General features: G+C 38.6%; 23 protein-coding genes and 1 pseudogene. 16 read left to right on the forward strand and 8 right to left on the reverse strand.

What is annotated here, in order from left to right:
• Positions 1 to 233 (forward strand): annotated as a pseudogene (locus tag QL998_RS13630) (IS4 family transposase); the annotation flags it as partial.
• Positions 234 to 284: 51 nt separating this feature from the next.
• Here QL998_RS13630 and rluB read toward each other — a convergent pair.
• The 4 genes from rluB to QL998_RS13650 form a co-directional block, all read right to left on the reverse strand.
• Positions 285 to 1,157, reverse strand: coding sequence for a 23S rRNA pseudouridine(2605) synthase RluB (gene rluB / locus QL998_RS13635; RefSeq protein WP_007582584.1), 873 nt, complete (start codon positions 1,155 to 1,157; stop codon positions 285 to 287).
• Entirely contained in the window at positions 1,154 to 1,744 is a 591-nt protein-coding gene (gene scpB / locus QL998_RS13640; protein ID WP_024592539.1) for an SMC-Scp complex subunit ScpB, read from the reverse strand. The genes rluB and scpB overlap by 4 nt, the downstream gene beginning before the upstream one ends.
• 151 nt (positions 1,745 to 1,895) lie before the next feature.
• Positions 1,896 to 2,417 (reverse strand): calcium-binding protein, encoded by a 522-nt coding sequence (locus QL998_RS13645; RefSeq protein ID WP_007582579.1) that lies wholly within the window; start codon positions 2,415 to 2,417, stop codon positions 1,896 to 1,898.
• A gap of 226 nt (positions 2,418 to 2,643) precedes the next feature.
• Complete coding sequence (locus QL998_RS13650; RefSeq protein WP_007582577.1) at positions 2,644 to 3,075, reverse strand: hypothetical protein; 432 nt, start codon at positions 3,073 to 3,075, stop codon at positions 2,644 to 2,646.
• A 240-nt stretch (positions 3,076 to 3,315) separates the two neighbouring features.
• Between QL998_RS13650 and xthA the strand changes: the two genes are divergently transcribed.
• Genes xthA through QL998_RS13665 form a run of 3 tightly spaced genes read left to right on the forward strand, consistent with a single transcriptional unit; the run spans position 3,316 to position 5,587 of the window.
• Entirely contained in the window at positions 3,316 to 4,122 is an 807-nt protein-coding gene (gene xthA, locus QL998_RS13655; RefSeq protein WP_290192882.1) for an exodeoxyribonuclease III, read from the forward strand.
• A 5-nt stretch (positions 4,123 to 4,127) separates the two neighbouring features.
• Entirely contained in the window at positions 4,128 to 4,775 is a 648-nt protein-coding gene (locus QL998_RS13660) for an energy-coupling factor ABC transporter permease (RefSeq protein ID WP_024604860.1), read from the forward strand.
• Complete coding sequence (locus QL998_RS13665) at positions 4,772 to 5,587, forward strand: putative RNA methyltransferase (protein ID WP_290192883.1); 816 nt, start codon at positions 4,772 to 4,774, stop codon at positions 5,585 to 5,587. The genes QL998_RS13660 and QL998_RS13665 overlap by 4 nt, the downstream gene beginning before the upstream one ends.
• Here QL998_RS13665 and yfbV read toward each other — a convergent pair.
• Positions 5,584 to 6,030 carry a terminus macrodomain insulation protein YfbV gene (gene yfbV / locus QL998_RS13670; RefSeq protein ID WP_024604858.1) on the reverse strand — a complete coding sequence of 149 codons (447 nt, stop codon included), beginning with the start codon at positions 6,028 to 6,030 and terminating at the stop codon, positions 5,584 to 5,586. The genes QL998_RS13665 and yfbV overlap by 4 nt on opposite strands.
• Positions 6,031 to 6,314: 284 nt before the next feature.
• Here yfbV and QL998_RS13675 point away from each other — a divergent pair, with 284 nt between their 5' ends.
• The 7 genes from QL998_RS13675 (at position 6,315) to QL998_RS13705 (ending at position 12,969) form a co-directional block, all read left to right on the forward strand.
• Entirely contained in the window at positions 6,315 to 7,529 is a 1,215-nt protein-coding gene (locus QL998_RS13675; RefSeq protein WP_182196933.1) for an acetate kinase, read from the forward strand.
• 1 nt (position 7,530) lies between these two features.
• Positions 7,531 to 9,690, forward strand: a complete 2,160-nt coding sequence (gene pta / locus QL998_RS13680) for a phosphate acetyltransferase (RefSeq protein ID WP_182196934.1) — start codon at positions 7,531 to 7,533, stop codon at positions 9,688 to 9,690.
• A gap of 227 nt (positions 9,691 to 9,917) precedes the next feature.
• Positions 9,918 to 10,304, forward strand: coding sequence for an ACT domain-containing protein (locus QL998_RS13685; RefSeq protein WP_024604855.1), 387 nt, complete (start codon positions 9,918 to 9,920; stop codon positions 10,302 to 10,304).
• A 3-nt stretch (positions 10,305 to 10,307) separates the two neighbouring features.
• On the forward strand, positions 10,308 to 10,805 hold the full coding sequence (locus tag QL998_RS13690) for a PTS glucose transporter subunit IIA (protein ID WP_290192884.1): 498 nt from the start codon (positions 10,308 to 10,310) through the stop codon (positions 10,803 to 10,805).
• A 4-nt stretch (positions 10,806 to 10,809) separates the two neighbouring features.
• On the forward strand, positions 10,810 to 11,160 hold the full coding sequence (locus tag QL998_RS13695; protein ID WP_024604853.1) for an ArsC family reductase: 351 nt from the start codon (positions 10,810 to 10,812) through the stop codon (positions 11,158 to 11,160).
• Positions 11,153 to 12,283, forward strand: a complete 1,131-nt coding sequence (gene dapE / locus QL998_RS13700; protein WP_290192885.1) for a succinyl-diaminopimelate desuccinylase — start codon at positions 11,153 to 11,155, stop codon at positions 12,281 to 12,283. The genes QL998_RS13695 and dapE overlap by 8 nt, the downstream gene beginning before the upstream one ends.
• Positions 12,283 to 12,969 (forward strand): M15 family metallopeptidase, encoded by a 687-nt coding sequence (locus tag QL998_RS13705; RefSeq protein WP_290192886.1) that lies wholly within the window; start codon positions 12,283 to 12,285, stop codon positions 12,967 to 12,969. Before dapE ends, QL998_RS13705 begins: the two co-directional genes overlap by 1 nt.
• Positions 12,970 to 12,991: 22 nt before the next feature.
• Here the strand turns inward: QL998_RS13705 and QL998_RS13710 are convergent, their stop codons facing one another.
• On the reverse strand, positions 12,992 to 13,861 hold the full coding sequence (locus QL998_RS13710; RefSeq protein ID WP_290192887.1) for a DMT family transporter: 870 nt from the start codon (positions 13,859 to 13,861) through the stop codon (positions 12,992 to 12,994).
• Positions 13,862 to 14,204: 343 nt separating this feature from the next.
• Between QL998_RS13710 and QL998_RS13715 the strand changes: the two genes are divergently transcribed.
• From QL998_RS13715 to QL998_RS13730, 4 genes are all read left to right on the forward strand, one after another.
• Positions 14,205 to 15,569 carry an adenine DNA methylase gene (locus QL998_RS13715; protein ID WP_290192888.1) on the forward strand — a complete coding sequence of 455 codons (1,365 nt, stop codon included), beginning with the start codon at positions 14,205 to 14,207 and terminating at the stop codon, positions 15,567 to 15,569.
• 8 nt (positions 15,570 to 15,577) lie between these two features.
• Positions 15,578 to 16,003, forward strand: coding sequence for a YcfL family protein (locus QL998_RS13720; RefSeq protein ID WP_007582549.1), 426 nt, complete (start codon positions 15,578 to 15,580; stop codon positions 16,001 to 16,003).
• Between the two features lie 11 nt (positions 16,004 to 16,014).
• Complete coding sequence (gene lpoB, locus QL998_RS13725; protein ID WP_165735115.1) at positions 16,015 to 16,635, forward strand: penicillin-binding protein activator LpoB; 621 nt, start codon at positions 16,015 to 16,017, stop codon at positions 16,633 to 16,635.
• A gap of 177 nt (positions 16,636 to 16,812) precedes the next feature.
• A complete protein-coding gene (locus QL998_RS13730; protein WP_008134100.1) occupies positions 16,813 to 17,280 on the forward strand; it encodes a glycine zipper 2TM domain-containing protein in 468 nt (155 codons plus the stop codon).
• A 69-nt stretch (positions 17,281 to 17,349) separates the two neighbouring features.
• Here the strand turns inward: QL998_RS13730 and QL998_RS13735 are convergent, their stop codons facing one another.
• Both QL998_RS13735 and QL998_RS13740 read right to left on the reverse strand, forming a co-directional pair.
• On the reverse strand, positions 17,350 to 18,567 hold the full coding sequence (locus QL998_RS13735) for a pyridoxal phosphate-dependent aminotransferase (protein WP_010554238.1): 1,218 nt from the start codon (positions 18,565 to 18,567) through the stop codon (positions 17,350 to 17,352).
• A gap of 367 nt (positions 18,568 to 18,934) precedes the next feature.
• Positions 18,935 to 19,279 (reverse strand): Hpt domain-containing protein, encoded by a 345-nt coding sequence (locus tag QL998_RS13740; RefSeq protein ID WP_007582543.1) that lies wholly within the window; start codon positions 19,277 to 19,279, stop codon positions 18,935 to 18,937.
• Between the two features lie 137 nt (positions 19,280 to 19,416).
• Here QL998_RS13740 and QL998_RS13745 point away from each other — a divergent pair, with 137 nt between their 5' ends.
• On the forward strand, positions 19,417 to 20,013 hold the full coding sequence (locus QL998_RS13745; RefSeq protein ID WP_010554237.1) for a tRNA-uridine aminocarboxypropyltransferase: 597 nt from the start codon (positions 19,417 to 19,419) through the stop codon (positions 20,011 to 20,013).
• Positions 20,014 to 20,030 lie beyond the last annotated feature (17 nt).

Raw genomic sequence — 20,030 nt, forward strand, 5'->3', positions numbered from 1 at the left:
TGTTATCTCCCAAAGCATGGAAGTTATTGTGGTTAAAGAGAATAAAAACACCATTGCCTGAAACTGCTCCAAATATGTCATGGGCGTATCAGGAACTGGCAAAGTTAGGAGGCTGGAAAGATACCAAGCGCACAGGGCGTGCATCTGTGAAAGTGTTATGGCAAGGATGGCTTAAGTTACAAGCCATCCTGGAAGGCTACGATTTAGCAAAATCTCTTGAGTCAGACTTGTGATCAAGAGACAGCAATTAGCGGCTTTTTTGTGTTCAATAAATAACTAATTGATTATTTACGTTTAGTCGGCTTAACACGCTGATTGTGTTTTTTAACTGCTTTACGAATTTGGTTGATTTTAGCGCGTTTATCTTTGCGTTTTTCAGGCATAACAGAAAGCTTAGTTTGTGTTTCGCGGCCTAATTTAACGGTTTTACGCAAGTAGTTTACTGTTTCTAAATCATACTCCATCCAACCACCTTGTGGCACGCGCTTATCAAGCTCTAGTTTACCGTAACGAATACGAATAAGACGAGATACTTCCGCATCTTGAGACTGCCATAAACGACGAACTTCACGGTTACGTCCTTCATTTAACGTTACGTTAAACCATCGGTTAACGCCTTCACCACCCATAGGGGTTACAGTCGTGAATTTGGCTGGACCATCTTCAAGCTCAACACCGCGTAGTAAGTTTTTAACCGTTTCATTGGTTACTTCACCAAATACACGCGCAGAGTATTCACGCTCTACTTCATAGCTTGGGTGCATTAAACGGTTTGCCAGTTCACCATCGTTTGTAAAGAGCATCAAACCTGATGTATTAACGTCTAGTCGACCAACCGCAATCCAGCGATCGCCATCAATACGCGGAAGTCGATCAAATACAGTACGACGTCCTTCAGGATCTTTACGTGTGCTTAACTCACCTTCTGGTTTGTTATACATAATCACACGACAGATTCGGTCTGCTTTTTCTTCAATTTTTACACTGTGTCCGTCAACACGAATCAAATCGGTTTCTTCAACACGGTCACCTAACTTTGCCACTTTACCGTTTACACTAACGCGGTTTGCGTCAATGTATTTTTCCATTTCACGGCGTGAGCCTACGCCTGCACGGGCTAAGACTTTTTGTAACTTTTCACCTTGTATAATACTCATTCGGATGGTTCTCTCACAGAAGGATCGCTCAATAACTGGTTAATTTTACTTTGCTGCTCTGTTGGCAACGCAGGTAAATTTTCAAGCCCAGTTAACGAAAAATAATCTAAAAATTGCTTAGTAGTTGCATATAAAGCCGGCTTTCCCGGAACCTCTTTATGCCCTACCACTTTAACCCACTCTCTTTCGAGTAAGGTTTTAATAATATTCGAACCCGTAGTAACACCTCTTACTTGCTCAATTTCGCCGCGTGTAATGGGCTGCCTGTATGCAATAAGTGATAATGTTTCCAGTAAAGCACGCGAGTATTTTGGTGCGCGTTCTTGCCACAAGTTATTTAACCAAGGGCTTAAACTACTGCATGCCTGAAACCGATACCCACTACCAACTTCAACTAAGCGAATACCACGAGTTTGAAAATGTTCTTGTATTGTATCTATTGCGTCATTTATTCGCGTCATAGAAATAGCTAAATCTATTAATACGATGTCTTTAAGGTGGCGTTTACTAACAGGCTTATCTGCAACAAAAATAGCTGCTTCAATGATCTCAACTAGTTGTTCATCACTAATTCGCCGACCCGCCATACACACTCTTAACAAATAAAAATACACAGCCATCTATTATGACAGAACAACACCAAACTAGGAAAATATATCTATCAAATAACTAAATTTAAAACACAAAAAAGCCAGTGACTAGCACTGGCTTTAATCTTACTTACTAAAATGGTAACTATTAGTTACTTTTAAAAGCTTCTAATGCATCATCTTCAGCTACTGCGTTACCGTATTTTTTAATGTAACCCATAAACTCGCTTTTACTGATGCGCTTATCTTGGTTTTTATCCATGTAACCAAAATGATTTGAAATATCATCATCGTTACCTTCAACTACCGAGATATAGCCATTGCTGTCGTTATCTAAGCTTGAAAAACTGCTTTCAATTTTATCGAATTTAGCAATTTCAGCTTTAAATGCCGACTCACTTACTTCAGAATCAGTGGCTACTTTGCCATTATTAAGCTTCATATAAGTGTTAAATTCTTTGCGGCTAATTTCGTTATCCATATTGGTATCAATATTTGAAAAATGGCCCCAAATGCTATCGTCATCAGCTTCAACTTTTGAGATGTAGCCATCGCTATCATTATCTAAACTTGCAAAGTCACTGTCTATTCTTTCAAGACCTTGATTAGATGAACAAGCCGCTAGGCTTAATGATGCTAAAATAGTGGCTGCTAATGTTAACTTTTTCATAAGACGTATCCTTCGTAATTAATTAAATGTCACTTTAACTAATACAAATCCAATGCCAATAATAGTTAACTTATAATAATCAATAACTTAATCTCGATCGGTATATTTATTAAACAGTTTCAATAAGTTAAGCTTGCAAGCTTTGCAAACAACCTTGTAATTTTTGCAAAAAAATACCCGGTAAAAACCAGGCATTTCAAATTTACTTATATAGTTAAGCTAATAATTAGATTGCTGCGTTTTGGTAGCGTTTAACAAACTCAGTAACGTTTTGACCATTACATTTTAATGAGTTTAGGTTACCAATTTTTTGACGAACAGGTGCTAAACCTTGTTTTAAAGCCGTCATACATAATTGAGTTTCTTGTTGAGCGTCTTTTGCAAATACTTCTACTTTCTCAACTGATGCGTTGCTTAATGTCGTTTTTTTAGCAATATCACGAATATCTTCACCATTACATAAAATGCTTTTAGAAAAACGAGATAGGTAAACACCGTGTTGGGCAGCTTCTTTACGAGCAACGCTAAAGCCTTCGTTTGCACTTAGTACACATAACTTAGACTCAATTTTGTTATCTTGGCTAAAGTAAGTATTGCTTTGAGCTGACGCAGTTGCAGATGCTAGTAAAGCAGTGGCTAAAAGTAGTTGAGTTTTCATGAGAGATCCTATTTGAACGAGCTAAACAAGTGAATTTCGCGCATTATATATTCAATAAAGTTAAGTTCAATTGAATTTTTTATTTATTTAAATAATTAATATTGTATTCACAATGTTTAAACTTTACCCATCATTTGATCAACATTTGCGCAGCTATTATCTCAATTCAGTCATGTTATGTACGCGTATTTACTGATACAATTTAATCTATTAAATAGAACCAATTTTAAGGTAAATTTTATGAAAGTGATTTCTTTCAATATCAATGGTCTGCGTGCTCGTCTTCACCAATTACGAGCAATTATCGACAAACATCAACCAGACGTTATTGGCTTGCAAGAGATTAAAGTTCACGACGAAGCATTCCCATTAGAAGATGTACGAAAAATGGGATATCACGTCTACTTTCATGGTCAAAAAGCACATTATGGCGTAGCTATGTTATGCAAAAAAGAGCCTAAATCGGTCTTAAAAGGTTTTGCCACCGATACAGATGAATCGCAAAAACGCATGATAAGCGTCACTGTTGAACAAGAAAACGGTCGCGACCTTACTGTCATGAATGGCTATTTCCCACAAGGTGATAATATTAATCACGAAACTAAATTCCCTTATAAACGTCAATTTTATAAAGATTTAATGACACACCTTGAAACCAATCACACACCCGATCAAGACGTCATCGTTATGGGTGATATCAACATATCACCTACCGATTTAGATATTGGTATTGGCGAAGTAAATGCTAAACGTTGGTTAAAAACGGGTAAATGTTCTTTTCAACCAGTAGAGCGTGAATGGCTTGCAACATTACTTAATTGGGGTTTTAAAGACACCTTTAGAGAGCAAAACCCCGACACAGACGATCAATACTCGTGGTTTGACTATCGCTCTAAAGGGTTTGTAGATAATCGAGGACTTCGTATAGATGTAGTGCTTGCAACCAATGAGCTTGCAGCACGCTGCATAGATACAGGTATTGATTACGAACTTCGCGGTATTGAAAAACCGTCAGATCATGCCCCTATATGGTCAACATTTAAGTAATTATTATGCTCAGCCTAACAATGCAGGGGCTACTTTGGGCTCTTGTAATTATTATTGCTCTACTAAGCTTTGATAAAAAAACATATAAAACATTGCTTAATACGCCAGTCCGTCAAACTGGCGTACTTGCGTGTGCGTTAGTGTTTGCAGTGCTTTGGCGAATAAAGGCTGGCATTTTAACTGGCCTTGATTTGCACATCCTAGGTGTTACGGCTGCTACATTAATTTTAGGCTGGCGATTGACTATTTTAAGTAGCCTACTTGCCACAGCCCTACTAGCTGCCTTTGGTCAAATTGAACTTGAGCTGTTACCAGTACAACTGCTTATTGGTGCGTTTATTCCTATTTTATTGAGCTATCTTGGCTTTATAATTAGTTACCAATATTTACCTCGTCATTTTTTTGTTTATATATTTGTTTGTGCGTTTATAATCGCAGGATTTATAGCCTGTATAAAAATAGGCCTAGGTGCTTTATTTTACTTAGCTATAGGGCAATACAATTGGCAAGAACTTGCAGATAACTACGTTTATTTAAGTGCCATAATTTGGTTTCCTGAAGCAATGCTCAACGGCATGGCTATAACAATTATGATCACCTATCGCCCGCATTGGGTAAAAACTTTTTACGATAAGGACTACCTAGGCTCATGAGTCTTGAATATCAATGCCCGCTGTGTAACCTAGCACTTTTGAAAACTGATTCAACACTTCGTTGTGCTAACAACCACAGCTTTGATTTTGCTAAAGAAGGCTATGTTAATTTACTGCCTGTGCAACAGAAAAATTCAAAACAACCGGGTGATTCACTTGAAATGGTACAAGCCAGACGTGCATTTTTAGAGCGTGGGTATTATCGTTTTTTACAGCAAAGCCTTAGTGATATAATCAGTAATATAAGTGCGAATACTATTATTGATTTAGGATGCGGTGAAGGGTTTTATACCCAAGCAATCGCGAATAAAACAAATGCTGTTGTATACGGTGTCGATATTTCAAAATCAGCGGTTAAATATGCAGCAAAGCGCTACCCTAATTGCCATTTTAGTGTGGCATCAATCAGCCAAGCCCCCTTTAAAAGCCAATTTGCTGATGTACTTGTTAGCGTATTTGCACCTTTGTTTGAGCAAGAGCTTGAACGCCTAGCAAATCAAAACGCAACATTAGTAGTTGCAAGCCCAGGTCCTTGTCATCTAAAAGAGCTAAAATCGTATATATATTCAGAAGTAAACGAACATACTGAAATAGCCACTCCAAAAGGATTTCAAAAATCAGAGCAGATCCTTTTAACAGATCATATAGCGTTTAGCTTTACTGATATTAAAAACTTAATAATGATGACGCCATTTGCATGGAAATTTAGACCCGAGCACTGGACAGCACTCGAAGAAAAAGGTGAACACACTGTCACCTTATCGTTTTATATTACTCAGTTTACCAAAATAGATAATGATGTAACTCTCTAAAACTGCTCTTTAGTAAACGCCCTGTCCATTTTATCAAACATATCTTTAAGTAAATTGGCAAGCTCCAAATAACGGGGCTTGTTTTCACTTAACTGCGTTTGATATCCATTAGCTGCCATTTTAGTGTACAACTCGTTATACCATTTTTGCATCGCAGGCTCTAAAGGCGTTTGCGCTCGCTTACCCAACCAAAATAAACCTTGTAATGGTAAAGATATAAAAAATAATGCACTTGCAATGGCTTGCGGTAAAAAATCAGAACCCAAGTAATTTAGCTGAAAAAACAATGTTAGCATGGCTAAGATTGGCATTACTGTAATGGCAAGCTCAGTCGCTCTAATTACCCTAAACTCTAAAAACAAAGGCGCAAGCTCTTTGCGCATTGGCCATTTTTTACCATACAAACGGCCTGTTTGTAGTTGTGACATCACACTTTTTTGCATCATGACTCCTCACAGATACTGCTTTTAAATACAATGGAAAAACGAGCTATACGCAAAGTGTAACACAAAATGAAAGAGTTACACTTTCTCAGTAAAACAGCTTAAATTTACCTTTTAATAGCGAACAATCCTAACTTAAACATCTTAATTAAGGTAAAGTATTTAACATTGCGTTAACTACTTTGCAATTGAACATTCAATTGTTTTAGCTTTACTTAATACCGTAAGTGTAACGATTACGAATTAACGTTTACTTACTAAATTTGTTTATGGAAATTGAATCTATGCCAACAACCTCTCCTGAATCACAACACGTTTTAGTTTTAAATTGTGGTAGCTCTAGCTTAAAGTTTGCCATTATTGATGCGAACGGTGGTCACGAAATCATTTCAGGCCTTGCTGAACGCTTAGGCGCTAAAGCACCCTCTATTAAATACAAATTTAATGGTACTAAAACAGTTATCGACTTAGCGGCTAATCAAGCTCATGCTGAGGCTATAAATACGCTTGTAAGCTTAATAAAAGATCACAACTTAGACGAGCAACTTATCGCAGTGGGCCATCGTGTTGTACATGGCGGCGAGCACTTTACGCGATCGGTATTGATTGACGAAAAAGTAATTGCAGGCATTACACAGTCTGCAACGCTTGCACCGCTTCATGGGCACGCTAATTTACTAGGTATATCGTCGGCGCAGGCATCGTTTGAAGGTTTGCCACAAGTCGCGGTGTTTGATACTGCATTTCATCAAACTATGAGCGAAGTTGCCTTTCTTTACGCTCTTCCATATAAGTTGTACACCGAGTTTGGTGTTAGGCGTTATGGTTTTCATGGCACAAGTCATTTTTATGTTGCAGGGCAAACAGCAAAGTTACTAGAGCAACCTATCGAGCAAAGCAATTTTATTAGTGCCCACTTAGGCAACGGTTGTTCTGTATGCGCGATTAAAAATGGTAAGAGTGTTGATACCAGCATGGGACTAACGCCTCTAGAGGGGCTGATAATGGGCACACGTAGCGGCGATATTGACCCTGGCTTATTTAACTTTTTAACCACCCAACTTGATTACACAGCCCAGCAAATAGATAACCTACTAAACCAAAAAAGTGGCTTGTTAGGTATTAGCGAGCTTTCTAACGATTGCCGTACCATTGAAGAAGCCGCTATAGCCGGGAATAAAAAAGCGATAATCGCAATTGACATGTTTTGCTACCGCCTTTCAAAACAAATTGCAGCGTATATGGTCCCATTACAGCGCCTTGATGCTGTGATTTTTACGGGTGGTATTGGTGAAAACTCAGATATTATTCGTGAAAAAGTAATTACACAACTTGCCTTTTTAGGCATTAAGTGTAATCCGCAAGCCAACCTTAATGCGCGCTTTGGTCAAGGCGGTGTTATTAGCTGTAAAAATTCACACGTTAAAGCAGTTGTAATGCCAACTAATGAAGAATGGGTCATTGCCCTTGATGCTGCAAATATCGTGAAGGAGCTTTAATATGGCACGTCGTATTATGTTAATTCCTGTTTCTACCGGTGTTGGTTTAACGTCGGTATCAGTTGGTTTAGTGCGTGCACTTGAACAAAAAACAGTTAAAGTTAACTTTTTTAAACCCATCGCTCAGCCACGTTCAGGTGAAACAGGCCCTGAAAAATCAACACAAATAGTCACTCAAGGCTCACCTATTAACCCACCAATGCCTTTTGCACTTGATTATGCAGAGCAAATGATTGGCGACGGTAAAGGTGATGATCTACTAGAGGAAATTGTTGAACGCTTTGAAAGTAAAATAAACGACGACGAAGTCGCTATTATTGAAGGTATGGTACCTACTCGTCGCCAACCTTATGCTGGGCGTGTAAACCGCGAAATTGCGCAAACACTCGGCGCCGAAATTGTATTTGTACTTACCCCTGGTAATTACACCATTACTCAAATAGAAGACCGCCTTGAAATTGCAGCAGGTAACTACGGTGGTATCGATCATCCTCGCGTACTGGGCTGTATTTTTAATAAAGTAAACGCGCCACTTGATGAAGAAGGTCGTGCACGCGCCGATTTAGTAGACTCATACAAACCTGAAGAGCTTGAAAACGAGTTAAATCGTTTAGCCTCCCTGCCTATTTTTAAAAATAATCCGTTCATGTTACTTGGCGCAATCCCGTGGGATTTTGACTTAGTAGCGCCGCGCGTAAAAGACTTAAGTGCGTATTTAAAAGCAACAATAATTAACGAAGGCGATATGCTTCATCGTCGCCTGCGACGTATTACTTTTTGTGCTCGTACGGTTTCAAATATTTTAAACTATTTTACGCCAGGCGCTTTATTAGTAACACCGGGCGATCGCTCTGACATACTTGTTGCTGCGTGTTTATCAGCTATGAATGGCACCAAACTTGGCGCCATATTGCTTACCGGTGGTTTTGAACCAGAACCGCGTATAATGGCCTTGTGTGAGCAAGCCATGCAAACCGGTTTACCAATACTTGCAACCGATGCCGACACATGGCGTACATCATTATTACTGCATAACTTTAATATGGAAGTACCAAATGATGATGACCAACGTATTGAAAAAGTAAAAGATCACAACGCAGAGCATATCAATTCAAGCTGGCTAGATACTCTAGCTAAAAGTGTAGGTAAAACTCGCAAGTTATCACCGCCCGCATTTCGTTACTTACTTACCACTAAAGCGCGTAAAGCAGGTAAAACAGTTGTTCTGCCAGAAGGCAATGAGCCTCGTACAATTAAAGCGGCTGCTATTTGTGGTCAACGCGGGATTGCTAAAACTATATTACTGGGCGATCGCGAAGAAATAATGCGTATTGCGCAACAGCAAGGTATTGAGCTAAACGAACATGTAACTATTATCGAGCCAAAAAGTATTATTAATGATTATATTGCGCCTATGGTCGAAATTCGTAAAAGCAAAGGCCTAACTGCCGTAGTAGCACAAGAGCAACTACAAGATAACGTCGTACTGGGTACAATGATGCTTGAGCAAGGTAAAGTGGACGGTTTAGTATCGGGCGCGGTAAACACTACGGCAAATACAATTCGCCCACCACTGCAATTAATTAAGACAGCGCCAGGGTCATCGCTAGTATCATCTGTATTTTTTATGCTACTACCTGACCAAGTGTTAGTTTACGGTGACTGTGCGATTAACCCAGACCCTAATTCTGAACAGCTTGCAGATATAGCGATTCAATCTGCCGACTCTGCAGCTGCATTTGGTATAGAGCCACGTGTTGCCATGATCAGCTACAGCACGGGCACTTCTGGTACCGGAGCCGATGTTGAAAAAGTACGTGAAGCCACAAAAATTGCAAAACAAAAACGTCCTGATTTAATTATCGACGGTCCACTACAATACGATGCCGCTATAATGGAAAACGTAGCTCTTAAAAAAGCACCTAACAGCCCTGTAGCCGGTAAAGCGACTGTATTTATATTCCCAGATTTAAATACGGGTAATACTACATATAAAGCAGTGCAGAGAAGTGCCGACTTAATAAGTATTGGCCCTATGCTGCAAGGTATGCGCAAACCTGTAAACGATTTAAGCCGTGGTGCATTAGTTGATGATATTGTGTATACAATCGCCTTAACTGCAATTCAGGCAGCACAAGCAGAAGCGCAAATTACTCAATAAACGCAACGTGTATTTTTTATAGCCTAGCTATTATTTATTTAATAATTAACTAGTTAGGCTATTTATACCCTGCAACCCCCATACTTATCCACAGAAATTGTGGGTAAGTTTGTAATCTCTATTAAAACCTACTCCCAAATGCCTATTTTAGTCTCGGTTACACCTTTAACTTGAAGGCAATAATCTATACTATTAAGCTATCAATAATGCTGTATCGCAGGCGTTTAATGTCAAAACAAACATTACAATTACTCAGCACAATTTTATCTATACATAGTTTAGATGTAGATGCCGACATACCTGCGGCACTTTTAAAGCAATCTTTATTTTTTATTTCTAAAACCCATGATGAACTTTCAATTGTATGCCCAAGCGATTTTGAAGTAAAAAGCCTGGATACCGAACCAGACTGGCAAGCTTTAGAGGTTGTAGGTCCACTTGGCTTTTCGTTAACCGGAATTATGGCTAATATTTCAGGCGTATTAGCGCGAGCTAAAATTTCTATCTTTTCAATCTCAACCTACGATACTGATTATATTCTCATAAAAAAACACACTGCAGATAATGCTATTTCAGCTTTAAGAAAAGAGGGTTATAACGTGGTGGTAAATTAACTTATGAAAGCTCAAAAAATTGACTATTTAGCTCAAAATAAAACGCCTCTTAACGCAATAAATATTACCAGCCCATTTACAGGTAAAGTAATTGAACTGAAAGAGCACCCAGAACCTTTTTTTCGTTTTGGCACTCTGGGCCCTGGTATTATGGTGCAACTAACAAGTCATAAAATTTTAGCACCGTTTGATGGAACTTTATTACAAGTAAAAAATGCAGGCACTGAGTTTATTCTACAAGCTAATAATGGTCTAAAAGCCTTGATTAACTTAACTATCCCTGATTCGCAATCAATTACGCATACCCATATTGCACAACTCAATGGTAGCAAAATATGCAAAGGTCAACGCCTTGCTTATTTTGATTTACGAGAACTTGATACTCCAATGCTTGCTAGTTTAATTTTACTAAACGGCAATAATCTTGGCACGTTTCATTACTCACATTCGCATGTAAATGCGGGCGAAGACACCCTATTAACTATTATTAAGAAGAACTAGATTTATGATCACTCTATACGGTATTAGCAACTGCGATACGATAAAAAAAGCAAAAAAATACTTAGCCGACAACAATATAGAATTCACTTTTCATGATTACCGCAAAGATGGCGTAAACGAGCAAATGGTGAGTGATTTTGCAAATAAGCTCGATTGGGAGCAACTTGTTAATAAAAGAGGCACTACTTATCGCGCATTATCTGATGAGCAAAAACAGAGCCTAACTAAAGAAAGTGCTATCCCATTGTTAGTTGAACAACCTGCCATGATCAAACGCCCAGTACTGGTAAACAATGGCACTTACCATTTAGGTTTTAAAGCAGCCCAATACGACGAGATTTTTAATAATGACTAATGATGTAATTAAACTCGCCCAAGCACTAATCCAACGTGAATCAGTAACGCCAGAAGATGCTGGCTGCCAACAAATGATGAACGATCGCCTTGCTGCGATTGGCTTTAATATAGAGTCATTATTTTTTACCGACACACTTAATACTTGGGCTCGAAAAGGCACACAATCGCCACATTTTTGTTTTGCAGGTCACACTGATGTTGTACCAACCGGTCCTGAACAAAATTGGCAACATCCGCCGTTTTCAGGATTAATAAAAGATGGCCTATTACATGGGCGCGGTGCTGCCGATATGAAAGGCTCATTAGCTGCAATGCTTGTGGCAACCGAGCGCTTTGTTACTAAACATCCAGATCATAAAGGTTCAATTTCTTTTTTAATCACCTCAGACGAAGAAGGTCCATTTGTAAACGGGACTACTCGCGTAATTGATACATTAGAAGCACGCGGTGAAAAAATTGATATGTGTCTTGTAGGCGAGCCTTCATCACGCGATGTACTCGGTGATGTGGTTAAAAATGGTCGCAGAGGTTCACTTACCGCTTTTTTAACCGTTAAGGGTATACAAGGTCATGTGGCCTACCCGCATTTAGCAAAAAACCCAATTCACCTAGCAACCTCTGCCCTTACTGAGCTTAGCCAAACGGTGTGGGATAACGGAAATGAATACTTCCCTGCTACCAGCTTTCAGATTTCAAATATTAATGGCGGCACAGGTGCAGGTAATGTGATCCCGGGTGAGCTTGAAGTACAGTTTAACTTTAGATTTAGCACGCAAGTAACACATGAGCAATTACAACAACGTGTAAATAACATACTGCAAAAGCATAACTTAAATTATGAATTAAGCTGGATAGTAAATGGCTTACCTTTTATTACCGAGCACGGCCCGCTTGTTGATGCCACAGTTAAAGCGATTAAATCAGTAACCGGTTTAACCACGAATCTAGAAACCACGGGTGGTACATCTGACGGTCGCTTTATTGCTCAAACTGGCGCTAAAGTAATTGAACTTGGTCCACGTAACGCCACTATTCATAAAGTGGATGAATGCGTAAGTACCGATGATTTAATTACCCTTACCGACATTTACGAGCAAATATTAGAGCAACTTTTAGCATAATGGATGTAACTAAACCAACACCAATGATGTGTATCACAGGGCAAAGTGATACACATTTAACTGATATACAAAATCATCGCTTGCACAGCGCTATTATTAACGACTTTTTAGCGCTGCAAAGTGCAGCACAAAAAGCAGGATTTGAGCTTACTATTGCCTCAAGTTTTCGCGACTTTAATCGTCAATCAATTATTTGGAATAATAAGTTTTTAGGTATTCGACCTGTTTATAATAAACAGCAAAAGGTTGTAGATTTAACTAAATTAAATGATGTAGATAAATGCATAGCAATAATGCTCTACTCTGCATTACCTGGGGCAAGCAGGCACCATTTAGGCACCGATTTAGATGTGTTTGATAAAGCTGCGGTAAGTGATGATTATAAACTACAGCTAACACCTGATGAATACCTGCAAGGTGGGCCGTTTGCGCCTTTAAGTAATTGGCTTGATACTAACTTAGATAAATTTGGCTTTTATCGCCCTTACCAGCATGATTTAGGCGGCGTAGCACCAGAGCTTTGGCATATAAGCCATATTAAGCAATCACAATTATTAGTGAATAAGCTTAGCGAGCAAGTACTTTTTGAATGCATAAAAAATAGTGAACTACAGGGTAAGCAGGCAATACTTGATAACTTACCTGCTATTTATAAACGCTTTGTAACAAACGTGAGTCCACCATAAAAGAAGGTTAACTTAAATGATATTAAGCCTTCTTTTTATTTAAAATAAATACTAGCACAGCGCCTAATATCAAGGAGCTTGCAACTATAAACTCCATTGTTACCTGCTCTGATAAAAACAAGACCCCGGCAATGGCTGCAAGTACCGGCACACAAAGCTGCACAACAGCAGCTTGGGTACTTTTAAGCAGTGGCATAGCCACATACCAAACACTGTAACCAATTCCAGACGCTATCGCACCCGAGGCACATGCAAGCAAAACCCCTTCAATACTCATATTTTTTAAATAACTCATACCAACAAGTAATAAAATAGGGATAGCAACTAAGCTTCTTATAAAGTTGAACCCAGTTGTACGCAGTGGCGATACACACACTTTACCGCGAATACTGTAAATACCCCATGCCACACCACTGAGTGCCATAAGTGATGCACCTAATAACGAAGGTACAGCAGCAGATGGCAGCATTAAATATACAAAGCCGCCTAGCGCCACTATAAACGCGCACCACTGAAGCACACTCAGCTGCTCTTTTTGATATATACCCCAGCCAATCATAGTGAGTTGCACGGCTGAAAACAAAATAAGTGCACCGGTTCCTGTATCTAGCTCAAGGTATGCAATCGAAAAACAAAGCGCGTAAATAAGAAGACTAATACTGCTTCGCCAGCTTCCTTTGTCACTTAAAATAGCGGGGTTAAATGTACCTTTTCGTTTTAAATTATGGGTATAAATAGCCATTATAATGCCCAAACATGCAGCTCCGCTTAGTAAACGAATAACAGTAAAATTCCAAGCATCTATATAGCCTTCGGCTAAAGCCATTCTGCAAAAAAGAGAGTTTGCGGCAAACGCGATTAAGGCAATAATTGTATACAATGTAGCTTTCAAAAAAATTCCTTAGCAATCAAAAACGAGTCACAGCATTGTTTAAATTAATAATCTAATTAACCCTCTAAGCTTAAAGTGTAACTATAAAAGCCTACAAACGCTTTACTGAGCGACACATTTAAACAGGATTGATACAACTGTGCAAAGGGAGTGTTGTATTTAATAGACCACCTCATCTGTATAAGCATTTCACTTAACAAGAAAAGTTCACGCTTTGTTCACCAATGTCATTTTATATTTCCTTATTGACAGGCAGTTTTACTCTACGATTTTTTACAATATTTCACACATTCAAATAAAAATAATATGTTAATGTATGCAAGTAAATTAAGAGGAGTGCGCAGTGCGCCTAAGTATAATTTTAAGCTTTTGTTGTATTTTAAGTGGGTGTAGCACAATGGGCTTTAATGACCTATTTAATGACTATGCCACGCAAATGACACCAATAAGAAATGCGATCGAGAAAAACAATATCGAAGAAGCGCAATCCCTTATTGCCAATAATAGCACCATGCACAGCAGCTACTTACTCAACCAACTTGAGCAAGCTCGCTTAAACGACTTAGCCAATACGCCACAAGAGGCACAAAGTAAATTTGAGAACGTGTATACGCAAATGCAAAAAAAACGCGAAGCCGCCAAAATACAAGTAAGTGCGGGGCTTGAACAAAGCAATGCGTTATTTACTAACGACTCAGCCATTACTTATGTACCACCGGCTTACGAAATGAGTATGCTTCATAGTTATAAAGCACTTAACTACGTGTATAAAAACGATGTAGAAGGCGCTTTGGTCGAAATTCGCCGTGCTAATAAAGTACAAGTTGATGCACTAAGCGAAAATAAAACAGATGGCGACTCAACCGTTAAAGAAGCTCAGCAACACTACCCAAGCATGAGCAATGTAACCAGAAACATAAAAAATGGCTTTCAAAATGCCTACACATTTTACTTATCTGCTTTGCTTTACCAAAGTGCTAAACAATACGACGACGCCTATATCGATTATAAAAAAGCATTGGCTATACAACCTAACAATATTTATTTACAGCAAGATGTAATGCGCCTTGCTAAAAAACAAGGGTTTGACCAAGATCTAAGTGAATTTAAAAAACGTTTTAGTGATGCACCCACTATTTCTGCAACACAAGGCGAAGTAATTGTTTTATTTGAACAAGGCTTAGTACCAAAACAAGATGAATTTAAACTGCGCTTACCAATTTATTCATCACGCGGCGATGCGCGCTTTTATAGCCTTGCAATGCCAGTATATAAAGATAATGCCTATGTGCGCCGCCTTAATAATATAAACATAGATGCACAAAGCTTGGAGCTAAGCCCATTAGTACACATTGAAGCACTTGCAGCAAAAACATTAGAAGATCAAATACCTGCAAAAGTCGCTCGCCAAGTACTTAGATTAGTAGCTAAAGAGAAAGTGCGGGCAGAACTTGCTCGCAGTGCCGGTGATGTAGGTAACATACTTGCTAATATTTATAATTTGGCGTCTGAGCAAGCTGATACACGCAGCTGGCTTACACTTCCAAATCAAATAAGTGTCGCAAGGCAAAGCCTAAATACAGGTGAGCATTCTGTGCATATAGGCACACAAGCACCTATAAATTTTACCATTAGTAAGCAAGGGTTAACGTTAATTTACTTAACCTCTATTAATAACTACTTTAATTACCACGTAGTTCAACTTTAGGAGCCATCATGAAATACATAGCGCCATTATTAGCAGTTTTAATGCTCAGTGCATGTTCCAGCAAACCGGTTACATCGGGTATTTCTGTTGAACAAAATAAAAACCAGTTTAATGAACAATTACGTGTAGATAACCCAGAGCTTGGTAAAAAGCTGGCCATTACTGATGTTAAAACACGTCAAACCAACCAGTTAACCGATGTAGTAGTGACACTTTCGAGCCAGTATAAAAAATCACAATATTTGCAGTATCAGTTTAATTGGTTTGATAAAGACGGCTTTGTAATTAAAGGCAACCATTCACCTTGGCAAGCACTCACCTTATTTGGTTTTGCAAAAACACAATTACCGGGCTTAGCACCGAGCTCTGATGCGGTTACCTTTTCTTTAGCAGTAAGAGAAGTGTCTACCGAATCACAAGAATTTAAAGATTAAAGGAAACAACCATGATCACCAGTAACAAATTTAAAACAGCATCAACTTACGCTTTAGTTGGCCTCAGCGCTTTAGTATTAAGCGGCTGTGCTAATAAAGCCGTAGTAAGTTATGGCGATGCACAAGCAGTAGAAACAACCGATATTAATTTTGGCTCTACCGACTTACAAAAAGTAGCGAGCCAAATGACCGATTCATTACTCAGCTCACCCGTTGTTGGCACAATGACCGCTAATAAACGCCCTGTAGTATTTGTTGAGCGTATTAAAAACAAAACTAGTGAGCACATTGATACTGAATCAATCACCGATTCAATCTCAACGCAAATGCTACGCAGTGGTAAGTTCCGTTTTGTAGATATGACGCGTGTTGAATCAGTACGTGAGCAATTAACGTTTCAAAACGAAGATGCCCTTGTTAACCCTGCAACAGCCGTTGCATTTGGTAAACAAATTGGCGCGCAATATATGTTATACGGAAATTTATCGAGCATAGTTAAATCAAACGCTGATAAATCAGATGTTTATTACAAATTTACAATGCGCTTAATGGATATGGAAAGCGGCCTAGTTGAGTGGGCAGACGAAACTGAAATTCGTAAAACTAAAGAAAAATCAACCTTTGGCTGGTAGCTAATACCAATCGCTTATATATGGGGTCTATTTAACGTTATGAAAATTACGCTAGTACTAGGCAAAAATTTTTGTATTTAGTTGTTCTAAATAAAAAATTTTTACCGACGTTATAGCGCAATTTAATTCGTTAAATTGATCAAAGATTTATGCAGGTTGGTATAAAAGGAGCAAGTTATGAAAGCAATTACTGTAATTATGTGCGCTTTACTTACAATAAGCGCGCCTACGTTTGCTAAATACGAGCGCAATAAAGCAGTCCCTGTGCAGCAAGTTTTATTTGGTGACGTAAAATCGGTACGCAATATTACCGAACAAGAAATCATTCAAGACAAAAACAACGGCTGGAAAACCTTCGGCGGTGCATTACTCGGTGGCGTAGTAGGCAACCAGTTTGGTGGTGGTAGCGGCCGCACAGTAGCAACAATATTAGGTTCGGTAATTGGCGGCAGTGTTGCACATAATAGGCAGCAGCAAAGTCATTATCAGCAAAATCATTTTGTAGAGTTATTAATACAAGTTGAAAATGGCGACCAGTTTATGGTTGTTCAAGATCAGGACCAATCAATGCGTTTTAGCAAAGGCGATAACGTAAGATTAGTGTACTTGAACGACAACACAGTCCGTGTAGATAAAGCATATTAGCCAATATATTCATGACTAAAGTAAAAAACGAGCCAAATTTGGCTCGTTTTTTTATTATTTTTTTAATAACTATACTTGGCGATAGTCTTTAAAAAAGCGCTTCATTTTTAACATTGCATCGGATAAATCATCTTTGCTTGGTAAAAAGACCAACCTAAAATGATCAGGATCTGGCCAATTAAACGCCCTGCCATGTACAAGTAATATTTTTTCGGCTTTTAGCAAATCGTACATCATCTTTTCATCATCTTTGACGTTAAAAAGTGCTGTATCTACTTTGGCAAACGCATAGAGTGCGCCTTTAGGTTTTTTACAACTAATGCCTTCAATATCATTTAATCCGCGCCATGCAATATCACGCTGCTCATACAAGCGACCACCCGGGTTTATTAGACTATCAATTGATTGCACGCCGCCCAAAGCCTGTTGAATCGCATACTGTGCAGGTACATTTGCGCACAAACGCATAGATGAAAGTATTTCTAGGCCTTTGCGTAAATCATCCATTACCGAGGTACGACCGCTTAGAACCATCCACCCCATTCTCAGCCCTGCTGCACGGTATGTTTTTGCTAAACCATTAAAAGTAATAATAGGCACATCGTCGCAAAGTGAGCCGATTGAAGTATGCGTTATACCATCGTATAAAATCTTTTCGTAAATCTCATCGCTCAATAACAGCAGTTTATGTTCACGCGCTATATCAATTAATTGCATTAACAAATCATCACTGTAAACCGCACCAGTAGGGTTATTAGGATTAATTAATACCAGCGCTTTGGTTTTAGACGTGATTTTACTTTTTATATCGGCAATGTCCGGAAACCAATCTTGCTCTTCATCACATAAATAATGTACCGGATTACCACCCGATAACGTGACCGAAGCAGTCCAAAGTGGATAATCTGGAGCAGGAATAAGCACTTCGTCACCATTATTTAATAGCGCTTGGGTGATCATCTGAATAAGTTCGCTTACGCCATTACCAATATAAATGTTATCTACATCTAAATTATGTAATCCACGTTGTTGGTAGTGTTGATAAATAGCCACGCGAGCTGAATAGAGGCCTTTAGAGTCACAGTAACCTTGAGCTGAATATAAGTTGCGGATAATATCTCGGTGCATATCTTCTGGCATATCAAAACCAAAAGCAGCCGGATTACCTATATTCAATTTTAATACTTTTTGACCTTCGTCTTCCATTTTTTTAGCTTGCGCTAAAACCGGCCCACGAATGTCATAACATACACCTTCTAATTTGTGACTCTTTTTAATATCAGACATTTTTACCTCTTTAGGGCGTATTGACTTTATGGATTAAATTTGTTCAACCTAGGGGCGATTTAATCGCGGCGCGAGATTTGTAACCTAGTGGGCTAAGTAAAAATTGAGCAACAAAGAGAAAATAGCCCCTAGGAAGAACCCTCTGGGCAATGCGTGTTTGGATTTTATGTGTTGTTATCGCCTATTTATGTGGAAAAACCACACTGCATAGGCTCTGCCTAACCTAAAAACCAGACACTCGTTGCAAATTCAATCCCGAAAGATCAACACGCCCTAGTGAGTCTTTAGACTAACCTAGTAAAGGCGCAAAATGCCAGTGTATTTGATTACTTAGTACTGAAATAAATTCACGTTTCAGTTTCAATAATTAACGAGATGCTAACCATTCATTTAGCTTAGCTTGAGAGCCTGTTACTTGAGCCATTAAGCTATTAGATGCGTCGATGGCTTCAGCTAAGTTATCTAGGTTTAAATTTTGTTCAATAACGCGAGATACTTCAGCAAGGCTTGAAGCACCAAACTGCGCAGCGTTAGATTTTAAGCTATGAGAATGACGAATCGCCGCTTCTCTGTCTTTTCCAATGGTTGCTAAAACTTCAGAGCCTAAACGCTCAAACTCCGAGCAGCAAAAATCAAGTGTATCAGCAAACTGCTCACCCAATAACGATTCCATACTCTCTAATGCTGATGTATCAATATTTATTTCTGTCATATTTTAAGCCCTTAAAACAATCCATGTAAATTACAGTTTAATAGTACTACTTTATATAGATGCGTAAAAAAAACCAACTTAATTACCTTATAAATGTATAATTGTGGGGATCATACTGGCAACAAAAAGTTTATTAAATGGCACGCACACTTTGTAATCATTGTAACTTTGCACTTAACACCTGTATTTGCAGCGCAATTACAAATATAAACAACAAAGTTAAGGTTATTATTCTACAGCACCCAAGCGAAGAAAAAATAGCAAAGAATACCGCTAAACTACTCAATTTGTGTCTAACTGATTGCCAAATAGTCAAAGGCGAAAATAATGACGACTTTTCTATTCTTAAATCACTGCCAGTAAGCTCAACTGTTTTGCTCTACCCTAACGAACACGCTGTAAATTTAGACGATAGCGCTGAGCAATCTAATATAAAAAACATCACCCATTTAATCGTGGTTGATGGTACATGGAAAAAAGCCTACAAAATTTTGCAGCTCACCACATTGCTAAATCAATTCAAAACGGTCAGTTTTAAACAGTTACCTAAAAATCGTTATGCTATTCGTAAAGCCCCTAGGGCCGACAGCCTATCCACACTTGAAGCCGTAGCACATAGTTTGTTTTTAATAGAGCAGCTAAATCCTGCACCACTTTATAATGTGCTTGATGAATTAATACAAAAACAAACCCAACACATGCCCGAGCACGTAAAAGCACGTTACTTAGATTAAATTCGTTACTATATGAA

The sequence above is a fragment of the Pseudoalteromonas sp. APC 3691 genome (genome assembly GCF_030408135.1).
Lineage (GTDB): Bacteria > Pseudomonadota > Gammaproteobacteria > Enterobacterales > Alteromonadaceae > Pseudoalteromonas.

Bases quoted from the DNA above. Each gene is read 5' to 3' on its own strand.
- dapE (WP_290192885.1), top strand. From the start codon at position 11,153: ATGACTAATGATGTAATTAAACTCGCCCAAGCACTAATCCAACGTGAA.
- QL998_RS13675 (WP_182196933.1), top strand. From the start codon at position 6,315: ATGCCAACAACCTCTCCTGAATCACAACACGTTTTAGTTTTAAATTGT.
- lpoB (WP_165735115.1), top strand. From the start codon at position 16,015: ATGATCACCAGTAACAAATTTAAAACAGCATCAACTTACGCTTTAGTT.
- QL998_RS13695 (WP_024604853.1), top strand. From the start codon at position 10,810: ATGATCACTCTATACGGTATTAGCAACTGCGATACGATAAAAAAAGCA.
- QL998_RS13690 (WP_290192884.1), top strand. From the start codon at position 10,308: ATGAAAGCTCAAAAAATTGACTATTTAGCTCAAAATAAAACGCCTCTT.
- QL998_RS13730 (WP_008134100.1), top strand. From the start codon at position 16,813: ATGAAAGCAATTACTGTAATTATGTGCGCTTTACTTACAATAAGCGCG.
- QL998_RS13665 (WP_290192883.1), top strand. From the start codon at position 4,772: ATGAGTCTTGAATATCAATGCCCGCTGTGTAACCTAGCACTTTTGAAA.
- QL998_RS13735 (WP_010554238.1), bottom strand. From the start codon at position 18,567: ATGTCTGATATTAAAAAGAGTCACAAATTAGAAGGTGTATGTTATGAC.
- xthA (WP_290192882.1), top strand. From the start codon at position 3,316: ATGAAAGTGATTTCTTTCAATATCAATGGTCTGCGTGCTCGTCTTCAC.
- QL998_RS13660 (WP_024604860.1), top strand. From the start codon at position 4,128: ATGCTCAGCCTAACAATGCAGGGGCTACTTTGGGCTCTTGTAATTATT.
- QL998_RS13720 (WP_007582549.1), top strand. From the start codon at position 15,578: ATGAAATACATAGCGCCATTATTAGCAGTTTTAATGCTCAGTGCATGT.
- QL998_RS13650 (WP_007582577.1), bottom strand. From the start codon at position 3,075: ATGAAAACTCAACTACTTTTAGCCACTGCTTTACTAGCATCTGCAACT.
- rluB (WP_007582584.1), bottom strand. From the start codon at position 1,157: ATGAGTATTATACAAGGTGAAAAGTTACAAAAAGTCTTAGCCCGTGCA.
- QL998_RS13685 (WP_024604855.1), top strand. From the start codon at position 9,918: ATGTCAAAACAAACATTACAATTACTCAGCACAATTTTATCTATACAT.
- scpB (WP_024592539.1), bottom strand. From the start codon at position 1,744: ATGGCGGGTCGGCGAATTAGTGATGAACAACTAGTTGAGATCATTGAA.
- QL998_RS13645 (WP_007582579.1), bottom strand. From the start codon at position 2,417: ATGAAAAAGTTAACATTAGCAGCCACTATTTTAGCATCATTAAGCCTA.
- yfbV (WP_024604858.1), bottom strand. From the start codon at position 6,030: ATGCAAAAAAGTGTGATGTCACAACTACAAACAGGCCGTTTGTATGGT.
- QL998_RS13705 (WP_290192886.1), top strand. From the start codon at position 12,283: ATGGATGTAACTAAACCAACACCAATGATGTGTATCACAGGGCAAAGT.
- QL998_RS13740 (WP_007582543.1), bottom strand. From the start codon at position 19,279: ATGACAGAAATAAATATTGATACATCAGCATTAGAGAGTATGGAATCG.
- pta (WP_182196934.1), top strand. From the start codon at position 7,531: ATGGCACGTCGTATTATGTTAATTCCTGTTTCTACCGGTGTTGGTTTA.
- QL998_RS13745 (WP_010554237.1), top strand. From the start codon at position 19,417: ATGGCACGCACACTTTGTAATCATTGTAACTTTGCACTTAACACCTGT.